Annotated in this window: 10 protein-coding genes and 1 pseudogene; 6 read left to right on the top strand and 5 right to left on the bottom strand. The window is 39.2% G+C overall.

The genetic code is table 11. The annotated features are described in order from the left end of the window. The first annotated feature begins 50 nt into the window (after positions 1 to 50). The 5 genes from EAX61_RS13855 to tsaB all read left to right on the top strand — a co-directional run bounded on the left by EAX61_RS13855 (position 51) and on the right by tsaB (position 5,951). On the top strand, positions 51 to 1,310 hold the full coding sequence (locus tag EAX61_RS13855) for an ABC transporter permease (protein WP_121918306.1): 1,260 nt from the start codon (positions 51 to 53) through the stop codon (positions 1,308 to 1,310). Positions 1,311 to 1,344: 34 nt separating this feature from the next. Then, entirely contained in the window at positions 1,345 to 2,511 is a 1,167-nt protein-coding gene (locus tag EAX61_RS13850) for an efflux RND transporter periplasmic adaptor subunit (RefSeq protein ID WP_121918305.1), read from the top strand. A 134-nt stretch (positions 2,512 to 2,645) separates the two neighbouring features. Further along, positions 2,646 to 3,977, top strand: coding sequence for a TolC family protein (locus EAX61_RS13845; protein ID WP_121918304.1), 1,332 nt, complete (start codon positions 2,646 to 2,648; stop codon positions 3,975 to 3,977). A 5-nt stretch (positions 3,978 to 3,982) separates the two neighbouring features. Next, on the top strand, positions 3,983 to 5,269 hold the full coding sequence (locus tag EAX61_RS13840; RefSeq protein ID WP_121918303.1) for an efflux RND transporter periplasmic adaptor subunit: 1,287 nt from the start codon (positions 3,983 to 3,985) through the stop codon (positions 5,267 to 5,269). After that, on the top strand, positions 5,262 to 5,951 hold the full coding sequence (tsaB, locus tag EAX61_RS13835) for a tRNA (adenosine(37)-N6)-threonylcarbamoyltransferase complex dimerization subunit type 1 TsaB (RefSeq protein WP_121918374.1): 690 nt from the start codon (positions 5,262 to 5,264) through the stop codon (positions 5,949 to 5,951). The genes EAX61_RS13840 and tsaB overlap by 8 nt, the downstream gene beginning before the upstream one ends. Before the next feature lie 77 nt (positions 5,952 to 6,028). Here the strand turns inward: tsaB and EAX61_RS13830 are convergent, their stop codons facing one another. From EAX61_RS13830 to EAX61_RS13810, 5 genes are all read right to left on the bottom strand, one after another. After that, complete coding sequence (locus tag EAX61_RS13830) at positions 6,029 to 6,847, bottom strand: mechanosensitive ion channel family protein (RefSeq protein ID WP_121918302.1); 819 nt, start codon at positions 6,845 to 6,847, stop codon at positions 6,029 to 6,031. A 108-nt stretch (positions 6,848 to 6,955) separates the two neighbouring features. Beyond that, positions 6,956 to 7,795, bottom strand: coding sequence for a mechanosensitive ion channel family protein (locus EAX61_RS13825; protein ID WP_121918301.1), 840 nt, complete (start codon positions 7,793 to 7,795; stop codon positions 6,956 to 6,958). Between the two features lie 65 nt (positions 7,796 to 7,860). Then, a complete protein-coding gene (locus EAX61_RS13820; protein ID WP_236642052.1) occupies positions 7,861 to 9,897 on the bottom strand; it encodes a thioredoxin domain-containing protein in 2,037 nt (678 codons plus the stop codon). A 153-nt stretch (positions 9,898 to 10,050) separates the two neighbouring features. Beyond that, on the bottom strand, positions 10,051 to 10,251 hold the full coding sequence (locus EAX61_RS13815; RefSeq protein WP_121918299.1) for a dodecin family protein: 201 nt from the start codon (positions 10,249 to 10,251) through the stop codon (positions 10,051 to 10,053). A 75-nt stretch (positions 10,252 to 10,326) separates the two neighbouring features. After that, positions 10,327 to 11,229: a NifU family protein gene (locus tag EAX61_RS13810; protein WP_121918298.1), complete on the bottom strand. Its 903-nt coding sequence runs from the start codon at positions 11,227 to 11,229 to the stop codon at positions 10,327 to 10,329. Between the two features lie 191 nt (positions 11,230 to 11,420). Here EAX61_RS13810 and EAX61_RS13805 point away from each other — a divergent pair. Beyond that, a pseudogene (locus EAX61_RS13805) lies at positions 11,421 to 12,472 on the top strand (hypothetical protein); the annotation flags it as partial.

The raw sequence follows: 12,472 nt of genomic DNA, 5'->3' as shown, positions 1-12,472 counted from the left end.
CGAAAGCGTAAAAAAGAGAATACAACAAAGATTGATTAATACATAAGTGAATGTTTAACAAAGAACGCTGGTCAGAAATATTAGAAGCATTGAATGCTAATAGGTTCCGAACGCTATTGACGGCTTTTGGTGTCTTTTGGGGGATTCTGATATTAGTATTGCTACTGGCACTGACTAATGGTTTAAGAAAAGGAGTCTCTGCCGACTTTGGAAACTTTGCGTCTAACTCGATGTTTATCTGGGGGCAAAGTACCTCTAAGCCGTATAAAGGTTTGCCTAAAGGACGACGAGTCCAGTTAAAAATAGACGACGCGGCCGCGTTAAGAGAACAAGTGCCAGAGCTTAAAATCATATCACCACGCAATCAGCTAGGTGGGTACCAAGGAGCAAATAATGTGACGCGCAAAGAAAAGACCGGTGCTTTTAGTGTGTCTGGAGATTATCCAGAGTTTATAGAACAAGAACCTATGGATATTACCGCAGGACGTTTTCTAAGCTATTCTGATATAGAGGAGAAACGTAAGATTGCAGTGATTGGGAAGGATGTAGTAAAAGGTTTATTTGATTACGGAGAGGAGCCCGTGGGAGAATATATCGAGATTAATGGAGTGAATTTTATGGTGGTGGGTGTTTTTCAAGCGGCCAATAGCAACGGGAATGAGGAAGAAGAGGCAAATACGATATTTATTCCGTTTACCACATTTTCACAAGCTTTCAATCGCGGTGATAATGTTGGGTTTTTTGCGCTGACAGCTTTTGATGAAACGAGTATTACAGAGCTCAAACCGCGTATTATTGAAATATTAAAAACCCAACGCACGATCCACCCAGATGACGAACGAGCAGTAGGTAATTTTGATAGAGCAGAAGCATTTGGGCGTATCACAGGGCTTTTTGATATCCTGACGCTAGTAGGATATATAGTAGGAGGTCTTATCCTGCTCTCTGGAGTTATCGGGATTATTAATATAATGCTCATAGTGGTAAAGGAGCGAACTAAAGAAATAGGGGTGCGCCGCGCTCTAGGCGCGAGTCCTTGGAACGTGCGTTCACAAATTTTACAAGAATCAATGGTACTCACATTAATCTCTGGTATGTTTGGTATTGCAGTGGCCTCTGGAGTGATCTGGGTGATGAACTATGCGCTGGGACCATCGGGAGCAGTGGAGAACTTTGCAAATCCCTCAGTAAACGTTACCGTAGCACTAGTTGCGCTCGGAATACTTATAGTTGCTGGATTACTTGCTGGATTAATACCTGCTGTAAAGGCCACACAAATAAAACCTATAGACGCTTTGCGCATAGAATAAAGTAGAAAAATCAATCAATAGAAAATAGAATACAATGAAAAGAACCGGAACCATCATTTTCTTATTATTTATAGTCGTAGCCTTCCTTTTTGGGATACGATATTTATGGCTCAAGGATAAACAAGATCCCGTAGTTTATGATACGGAGCAAGCGAGTATTCAAACCATTGTTAGAAAAACTGTGGCAACGGGAAGCATAGTCCCTAAAGAAGAGGTCCTAATCAAGCCAAATATCTCAGGAATCATCAAAGAAATTTATGTAGAGGCTGGCGATAATATTAAATCAGGTGACCTCATTGCCCAAATAGAAGTAGTGCCTAATGTATCTTCTCTTACAAATGCAAAAAATAATATTGCAGCTGCAAGAACGGCCGTTGAAACCGCAAAGTTAGCTTTTGAAAATCAGAAGAGTATTTATGATCGCCAGAAAGCCCTTTTTGAAAAAGGAGTTATATCGGCAAATGATTTTGATGGTATTCAGAATTCTTACAATCAAGCAGAGCAACGTGTGAAGCAAGAACAGGTAAATTATACTAGTGCTGCGCAGAACTATGATATCATAAAGACAGGAACTACAAGCGGTTTAGGAAATGCTGCAACCACACAGATACGTTCTACCATTACTGGGATGATTCTGGACGTACCCGTTAAAGCAGGGAATCAAGTGATTGAGGCAAATAACTTTAATGATGGTACGACCGTCGCCACGCTTGCTGATGTAGATAAGATGATTTTTGAAGGTAAAGTAGATGAGAGTGAGGTAGGAAAGATTAAAGAGGATCTCCCACTAGAAATTACGGTGGGTGCAATAGAGAATAAAACCTTTGACGCAACACTAGATTACATCGCTCCAAAAGGCGTTGCCGAAAATGGTGCCATCCAGTTTGAAATTAAAGGGACGCTTAAAAAGACAGATTCTACCACATTCATACGTGCAGGACTAAGTGCAAATGCGAGTATCATTCTTCAAAAGGCAGAAGATGTTCTGGCCGTTAAGGAAGCGGTAGTACAGTATGACCCAAAAACCAAAAAACCTTTTGTAGAGGTGGAGATAGGTGACCAGCAATTTGAACGTCGTGATATTGAGATGGGCGTGAGTAACGGTATTTTTGTCGAGGTAAAAAGTGGTATTACTAAAGATGATAAGATCAAGGTCTGGAATCAAATTAAGGCTCCTACAGGCTTCGGCGGTAGAGGCTAAGGGAAATATAAACGCTTCTTAGGAGGCGTTTTTCTTTGGTTTTACGCTTTCGCGAAAGCGGACTCAAAAAAATAATTAACATTTATTGTAACATAAAACAGATTCAATAGTCATATTGGACATCAATCAGGATTATGAAAAAAGCACTATTATTTTGTATCACAGCAATGCTTGCCACAGTAACTTTTGGGCAGGATAAAAAATGGACACTTCAGGAATGTGTACAATATGCATTAGATAATAATATTACTATACAACAATCTGAACTTGCGCTTTTAAATGCAACAATAGACAAGTCTGATGCTATCGGAAATTTTGTTCCTAATGTAAATGCAAGAGCAAATGTATCAGAAAACACAGGTCTGAGTTTTAACCCAGTAACAAACCAGCCACAAACGGTTACCACTCTTAATGCTACTGGCGGAATTAATCTAGGGTATACTCTCTTTGATGGTCTAAGGAATTTACGACAATTGCAACGAGCAGATCTTAACAGGGTAGCTTCAGAATTTAACTTGGCAAGAGCAAAGGATGATATTGCCTTACTCGTTTCTAACGCATTTTTAGACATTATCCTAAACAAGGAAAATTTAAAGACTATTAAGGCGCAAAATGAAATAACGCTCGAGCAAATTGAACGCACCCAGCAATTGGTAGATGGAGGAGTATTGCCTAAAGGCGATTTGCTAGAAATTAGAGCTACTGCTGCAACAGAGAGACAACGTATAGTGGCAGCAGAAAATGCGGTAGAATTATCGAGAATAAGTCTCGCGCAATTACTTGCTGTAGATAATTATCAGGCGTTTGATGTTGTAGATGGGGTGTATGATGTGTTCGGCGATGAGATTTTGGACTTGCCAGTAGGTACGATCATAGATAGTGCAAGAACAAATCGTTTTGAAGTAAAAATTGCAGAGCAAAATTTAGAATTAGCCAAGAAAGATTTACAGATAAGTAAAGGGGCTAGGTATCCTACGCTTTCAGCATTTTTTGGATATGATACGCGATTTACTACTAATGATTTTATAGATATACCATTTGAAACCCAGATTTATAATAATGATGGTATAAACTATGGACTCAGTCTGAACATACCTATTTTAAACGGTTTTTCTGTACGTAACGGGATACGTCGTAACAAGATTAATGTACAAAGCAATGAGGTTGCAGTACAACAGGCCAGATTAGACCTAGAGGCTAATGTGTATCAAGCTTACACAGCTGTTAAGGCTGCAAAAGAGAGTTACGAGGCTGCAAGGATTGCGGTAGAGTCCCAAGAGCTTGCCTATCAGTATGCAACAGATCGTTACGATGTGGGACTTACAAATGCCTTTGACTTTAGTCAGAGTAAATTAAGATATGATAACGCTCAGATCGAACTGGCGCGTTCTAAATATGATTACATTTTCCGTATTAAGGTACTCGAGTTGTTTTACGGTGTACCTGCTACGGAGCTTAAATTCTAACCAAAATGAATAAAACTCTAAAAATAATTCTGATTGTCGCAGTACTATTAATTCTAGGTCTCTTGGGGGCAAAGTTTACTGGCTTGTTAGGAGAAAATGATAACTCTAAGGAGGTTTCATTAGAAAAAGTACAGCGCACTACTATTACAGAAACGGTGGCGGCAACTGGAAAAATACAACCAGAGGTTGAGGTGAAGCTCTCTTCAGAGGTCTCTGGAGAAATTATAGACCTCCCAATAGTCGAAGGACAGGATGTAAAGAAAGGCGACCTTCTAGTAAGAATTAATCCTGATTTAGTTCAAGCGGCTGTAAGCCAGACTCAAGCAGCGCTACAAAACAGTCGAGCGGGTCTTGCACAGGCTGAGGCAAGTTTAAATCAGTCTAAACTTACCTTTGAACGTAACAAACCTTTGTTCGAAAAAGGAGTAATCTCAAAAGCAGATTTTGAGCGTGCGCAAGCAGAATATGATATTGCTAAGGCAAATCGTGAGAGTGCATATTTTAACGTACAAAGCGTAGCAGCTCAGGTAAAACAAGCTAGAGATAATCTAGGTCGTACTTCTATTTTTGCCCCACGTGATGGGACAATCTCAATGCTTAATGTGGAGCTAGGGGAGCGTGTGGTGGGAACAGCACAAATGGCAGGTACAGAGATTGTACGTGTTGCAAACTTAAATAATATGGAGGTTGAGGTAGACGTAAACGAAAATGATATTGTAAAAATATCAGTTGGAGATGAAGCCATTGTAGAGGTAGATGCTTATTTAAAAAAGCAGTTTAAAGGAGAGGTTACCGAGATTGCAAACTCTGCCGAGGCAACTCTTACGGCAGATCAAGTAACAAATTTTAAAGTAAAAATTCGTATTCTTGAGGAGTCATATAAGGATCTTCTAGAGGGGAAGAAGGCAACTTATTCTCCATTCCGACCGGGTATGACTGCTACTGTAGATATAGTGACTACGAGAAAAGAAAATGTAATTGCTGCGCCTATAAGTGCTATTACTATAAAAACAGATACGAGTAGCACACGAGGGTCAAAATCTAACGAGTCTATTGGTGGAGATAAAGAAAAGTTTGAATGTGTTTTTGTGCGTAATGGAGATGAGGCAAAGCTCCGTGTTGTAAAAACAGGTATACAAAATGATGAAAATATTGAAATTTTATCTGGTTTAGAAGAAGGGGAGGAAATCATTACAGGACCATACAAGTTGGTTACCAAAACACTTAAAACCGGTGATAAAATAAAAGAAGAATCGGCTCCAGGAGATGCTGGAGATAGTGAAGATGAGTAACAATAAGAAGTACATACTTTGTTTAGAGACAGCCACCACAAATTGTTCGGTGGCTTTGTCTTTTGGGGGTAAACAAGTCGCCATCAAAGAGGATTATGACGTAAAATACTCTCACGCAGAACGCTTGCATATTTATATCGAAGAGGTGCTCGCTTTCGCTAAAATTTCCAAAAATGACCTGAGCGCCATTGCCATAAGCAAAGGTCCTGGGAGCTATACAGGATTACGTATAGGCGTTTCTGCGGCAAAAGGATTGTGCTTTGCCTTAGATATTCCTCTAATTTCTATACCGACACTTGATGCGCTCGCCTTGCAAGCAACTCCATCTAAGGGTGATCTTATTATCCCAATGCTAGACGCACGTAGGATGGAAGTATACAGCGCAGTATATGATACTTCATTCAAGCAAATAAGAAAGACACAAGCCCAAGTCCTAACGGAAGAAAGCTTTACAAGCTTTTTAAATGATGGGGTAGTTCATTTTATAGGTAATGGCGTAGAAAAGTTTGCTGCCGTTTGTAAGCACGCTAATGCTCGATTTATTTCAGGCAAACTTCCTTCTGCAAAGGAGCTTTGTGACATTGCTTGGGCGAAGTTTGAAAATCAAAACTTTGAAGACGTCGCATATTTTGAGCCTTACTATCTCAAAGACTTTATCGCTGGTAAACCAAAGAAGAAATAGTTTTCTTTTGCTTTCGCGAAAGCAAAAAAATCAAGCTTCTACCGCATTAGTAAGAAATGAAATCTTAGGTTAGGATTTTACCCTTCTTTGTGTATCTCAACACTATGTGGATAAGGAATCTCAATCCCAGCAGCATCTAGTGCTAGTTTACAGTTCTCAATCGTTTGGAAATATACATCCCAATAATCCTCTGGCTTAGCCCAAGGCCGCACCTCAAAATTTACAGAACTATCTGCAAGCTCGCCCACTCCGACAAAGGGCGCAGGATCTGAGAGTACCTTCTCTTGGGAAGTCATAGCTCCTAGCAGAACCTCTTTTGTTTGTTTGATATCTGCATCATAAGATACACCTATGGTAAGGTCTACTCGTAGTCTTCCCAATTGCGTATAATTTGCAATGTTTCCATTAGATAGTGATCCGTTGGGTATTATGATTTCCTTATTGTCCGGAGTTGTAATACGTGTTTTAAAGATTTGAATATTTGTTACGGTTCCTATCTCTCCTTGCGCTTCAATTAGATCTCCTACTTTAAACGGTTTAAAAAAGAGGATAAGAACTCCTCCTGCAAAGTTACTCAAGGATCCTTGTAAGGCAAGTCCAATCGCAAGACCAGCGGCTGCTAGGATAGCTGCAAACTGTGTTGTGTCTAGTCCAAGGTTACCTAATATAGCGATGATGAGCATTATCTTAAGAGCAGATGTGATGAGGCTCACAAGAAACCCAGTCATCGTATCATCTATACGTTTATTTGCAATCATTTTTGCGCGCATAAACTTAGAGACCTTTTTAATGATCCAAGAGCCTATAATCCAAGTAAGAATAGCTCCTACGATACGCATTCCATATAGTGTTACGTACTCTGAAATGTTCTCTAGGTATTTTTGATATTTTTCCATCTGATGAGGTTGTATTGCTATTAAAGCCAAAAAGATACAGAGATTTCAGATTACCACAAACAAAAAATCCCGCGAGGAGCGGGATTTTTTTATTAATTAAGTTTCTGATTAGGATACGTTTTCGGTATACATATGTACGTCTCGCTGAGGGAAAGGAATCACGATTCCTGCAGCTTCTATTCTCTTCTTACCTTCTTCAAGTATAAGCCACCTTAAATTCCAGAAATCTTCATTTTTTGCCCAGTAGCGCAACGAGAGATTTACACTGCTATCTGCAAGCTCCGTTACTACGATCATAGGGAACTTGCCTTCTTCTTGTATGACCGTCTCTTGCTCATTTGTAAGGGCAAGAAGGATATCTTTTGCTTCTTTGATATTACTGTCATACGAAATGCCCCAAGTAAGCGCTTCTTTACGAATACCTTCAGAAGTAAAGTTTACAATAGTCTCATTAGATAATTTTCCGTTAGGAATCACGGCAAGTTGATTGCCAAAGGTATTGAGCTTAGTTTGAAATATTGAAATTTCTTTTACGGTCCCTTCCTGGCCTTGGGCTTTTATAAAATCACCCACTTTAAAGGGTTTTAAAAGCAAAATCAAAACACCACCAGCAAAGTTTGCGAGAGAACCTTGTAATGCAAGTCCTATAGCAAGTCCTGCAGCTCCAATTATAGCAACTAGGGAGGTCGTTTGCACCCCTACTTGAGTAATGACTAAAACGAATAGTATAATTTTAAGAGTCCAGTTTACTAGATCTGCGATAAACTTCTCTAAAGTCGGTTCATAGTCCTTTTTTGTAAAAAATTTATTGACTAAACGTTTAATAACTCTAATAATCCACAAACCTATAAAAAGTAGGAGCACGGCACTTATAAATCCGGGAATAAAATCCCAGATCCACTTAATTGCATTGTCTATATGTTCTTGATAGTTATTCAATTCTTTCATTTTTTATTTTTTGCAAAATTCTCGTGATAGACAGACAATCCACAATTTTCAAAGCTAAAATTCTGTTAATTCTCAATAAGCGCGAGCGCTTCACCTACAGTTCTTACAGGGAGCTTACAGGCATTGTTCACACACACATATATTAATGTTTCTCCTTCTAAAAATCGACCTTCAAAGATCTCTTGCTTACTAGCACTTGTGCTTGCTGCGATGAGCTTGTTGGGAAGGTAGTTTTTATTAAGCTCATTTAGAATCTTAATAGCATCAGGACCAACAACCACAAGTTCATAGTAAGGATTTGTGTAGTTGAGCATCAGATCCATCCAATTGCTAAAACTAGTTGGACTACGCTCAATATCCGATTGGATGTTATTGAGCATCGCCGCTGCGGTATTTGTATAATTACGATTGAGATAATAGTGCGATAAAGTAAATATGTTTTTTGCCATCATTGAGTTTGAAGCCGGAATTACATTGTCATAGTACTCTGTATTTCTCGAGACGAGTCCAGTATCCTCATTAGAGGTAAAATAGAACATGTTATTTTCTGGATTATGAAAGTGCTCAAAGGTATAGTCTGTTAGCCTTTTTGCGGTTTCAAGCCATTGAGTGTCAGCAGTTATTTCAAATAGGGTTATAAATGCATCTATTACAGCAGCATAATCTTCAAGGTAGGCATTAGTCTTTGATTTTTCGGCTGCAAAGGTTCGGTTAAGGCCACCATCACTGCGCAACATATTGTTTTTTATAAAATCAGCATTTTTTAGCGCGGCTTTTAAGAATTTCGGCTCTTGGAATACTCGGTAGGCATCTGCATAACCTTTTATCATCAATCCATTCCAGCCAGTCAAAACTTTATTATCGAGGCGAGGTTTGCTTTTTTTGCTTTCGCGAAAGCGCAATAATTCCCCACGCCATTGTTTTTTCTTCTCCTTAAACTCCTGAAGCGAAATGTTGTGTTCCTCTACAAATGAGATGTCATTATCTTGCCGAATCAGGACATAATTTTCATTCTCCCACTTCCCAAAGTCATTCACATTATAATATTCAGAAAATAGGAGAAAATCCTCACCCAGCAATTCCTGTAACTCGGGTTTAGTCCAAACATAATAGGCTCCTTCTTCCAGCTCACCTTCTTCGGTGAGGCTATCTGCGTCTAGTGCGCTGTAAAAACTTCCTGCTTCTGTGGTCATTTCTCGTGCAACATAATCGAGCGTTTCATATACAGTTTCTTTGTAGAGCTCATTTTTTGTTGCGAGATACGCATCACTATAAAGACTTACGAGTTGCGCATTGTCGTATAACATCTTTTCAAAGTGAGGGACGTGCCATTTCATATCTGTACTATATCGAGCAAAGCCTCCTCCTATGTGATCGTTTACACCGCCAAAGGCAATTTGCTCGAGTGTCGTATTCACATATTCCATAAGCTCCTCGTCCTGCGTTTGCTGGGCATAACGTAAAAGAAAATGATAGTTGCTGGGCATCATAAATTTAGGGGCACGATTTAACCCTCCTTGACGAGTATCCCAAGTTCTTGCCCAGCTCTCGATCGCTTTCGTTAGGGTTTCTTGTTCAAACTTTGGTTTATTGGGATTAGGAGTTACAACATCTAGCGTTTCTAGGCCAGAAGCGAGCTTCTCGGCGTATTCGGTTAACTTGTTTGGGTCATCATTATAAATTGTCGAGACTTGACTTAAAGCATTTACCCAGTCATCCTTTGGGAAGTACGTTCCGCCCCATACAGGTCTTCCGTCGGGTAGAGCAATAGCATTAAGTGGCCAGCCTCCTCTTCCTGTAATGAGTTGTACTGCATTCATATATACGTTATCCACATCCGGACGTTCTTCTCTATCTACTTTTATGTTAATGAAATTTTCATTCATAAATTTTGCTACTAGGGTGTCTTCAAAGCTCTCGTGCTCCATAACATGGCACCAATGACATGATGAATAGCCTATACTGATAAGTAATAGTTTGTTTTCCTTTTTAGCTTCTGCCAGCGTTTCTTCATTCCACGGTTTCCAATTTACTGGGTTATGCGCGTGCTGCAAGAGGTAAGGACTAGTCTCATCTATTAAGGCATTAGTATATGGGTGCATTTCTTCATTTTTTGGTTGATTGGTACAGCTCCAGAGTAATAAGGCTGTAACGGTCGCGATTAGGTGGGTGCAAAATTTCATAGGTCAAAAATACGAACAAAAAAAAGTCGCACGATATCGTGAGACTTTTGGATTTTTAGTTTTGTGAGATTTTTATTTAACCTCAAATGTAATCTTGCAATTCATACGGTACTCCTTGATTTTTCCATCAGAGACAACTGCATTTTGCTCATTTACATAAAGAGATTTGATGTTTTTAACACTTTTACTTGCGTGTGCGAGTGCATTTGCCGCTGCTTCTTCCCAGCTATTCTCAGAACTTGCTAGTACTTCTATAACTTTTAATACTGCCATAATCTTGTTTTTAGTTAAAAATTTAGACTGTAAGTTACAAATAATCAGAGAGTAATAAAAAAGGTTATGAATAACTTAACCGTTTATGGCCTCAACCATATTAATTTTTCCAGGGAGCATTTGTTTAAGCATGTTTTCTATACCGTTTTTAAGGGTAAATGTAGAGGAGGGGCAGCCACTACAGGCACCTTGCAGTACGACAGCAACATTTTGCGTTTTCTTATCATAGCTTTTAAACATAATATTCCCACCATCACTAGCGACTGCAGGCTTCACGTACTCCTCAATGATATTTACAATTTCTTTTGAGATATCATCCAGTCCTTCAAAAGCAATTTCTGCTTTTGCTTCTACTTCCTTTGGAGTTTGTAGTTGTGCAGCTGTCACGATTTCTTTTCCTTCGTGTATAAAATTGCGTATAAATTCTCTTGTTTCGGTAACAACCTCATCCCAATCTGCAATTTCATACTTCTGGACAGAAACATAGTTTTCGTCCATAAACACTTCTTTAACAAAAGGAAAACTAAACAATGCTTTTGCAAGAGGAGCTTCTTTTGTGTCGTCTATAGTTTTAAACTCAAATGGAGCCGTAACAAGCTTCTTGTTTGCCACAAATTTAAGTGTTGACGGATTTGGGGTTGCTTCCGCATAAACCGTTACAGGAATTTTCTTGGCGGCAATATCCTCAATGATGATCACTCCATTGTCATTAAGAAAATCTTCAATTTGATTTGCGACTTCATCTTGAATATCAATCCACTCCACGATATTGTACTTTTCTATAGCTACAAAGTTTTGAGCGATATAGACCGTCTTTACAAAAGGTAAGTAAAATAGCTGTTGTGCTAGTGGTGAATTACCAGCCTCGTCAATATTCTTAAATTCGTAGCTGTTGTGATTAACCAAGAATTCATTTGCTTGAAACTTTTTGATCGCACTATTTGTAGTGCTCTCTACGGTAATAGAAAAGGTTGCCATTTATTTTAATTTTGTCACAAAGGTACTAAGTCTAATCGCCAGGACATAAAATTAAAACTCAAAAAATCAGCGGTCCATTCAATATTTACTTCTAAAAGCCGTTATCCCTGCGTTAGTCATTGGATTTATGGCTGATTTTAAGCGCATTTGTATATATTTGCGCGCCCATTAAAAAATTTACCTACTGCGATATGAAAAGAAACCTACTCTTTTTATCCATATTTTTATTGTTGTTTTCCGCTTTCGCGAAAGCGTATGCGCAACCAGTACCCGTTATAACCACACCAGATGGTTCAGACCAAGTATGTGGCGACCGTGTCATACTAAATGTTGCCAATGATCCCACGTTTACGTATCAATGGCAGCAGTTTAATTTTTCCAGTATGATGTACGTCAATGTTGGAACAAATATGTCTTCTATTCAAGTCGTTGACGATATGGATGGTCTTGAACGTGTTCGTGTAATAGTAACAGATGCAATGGGGATGACAGGAACTGACGAGATTGATATACTCTTTTTCAATCCGCCGTCCATAGGTGTGCCTATAGACCTCGAGTTATGTGATCGCACTATTGGAGATACTCCAGCACAATGGAATGACGGTATAGCAAATTTTAATCTCAATGATAACTTTAATCTCATTCTTAATGGTCAAAATGGAATGCAGTTTCGAGTGAGTTATCATACCTCAATGGGAGATGCAGAAAATGACATTGCCGAAATTATGACTCCTGCATCATATCCATCTGCGGGTGGCGAAACTATTTGGGCACGTGTTGATAATGCTGGATATGGTGCAAACCCAATGCAATGTTTTGCGGTAGCATCATTTACACTCACAGTAACACCTAATCCTTTATCAAATACACCACCTGATTTAGAAGTTTGTGACCTGGACAATGATGGCTTTGCACCTTTCATTCTCACAGATCAAAATACTGCAATCACAGGGGGCAATCCATTATTAAACGTTTCCTACCATCCAACCCTTATAGATGCAGAGCAAGATACTAATGAGCGATTTGACGGATATATAAACAATACAATAGATGTAGAGTTGTTTTTTGCCAGAATTGAAGACCCAGCAACGGGTTGTTTTAGTACGGAGCAATTTCAGCTCATCGTTCTAGACACCCCAATGCCCAATGACACTCCTGACGACTATGCTCTTTGTGATTTTGACGGGGATGGTCTTGAGGTTTTTGATCTTACCAGCCGTGAGATGGATGTCCTTGGCGGGCT

This window comes from Dokdonia sinensis (assembly GCF_003688895.1).
GTDB classification, from domain to species: Bacteria; Bacteroidota; Bacteroidia; order Flavobacteriales; family Flavobacteriaceae; genus Dokdonia; species Dokdonia sinensis.
The sequence above is the reverse complement of the archived record's forward strand: the minus strand, read 5'-3'. Positions and strand labels throughout refer to the sequence as shown.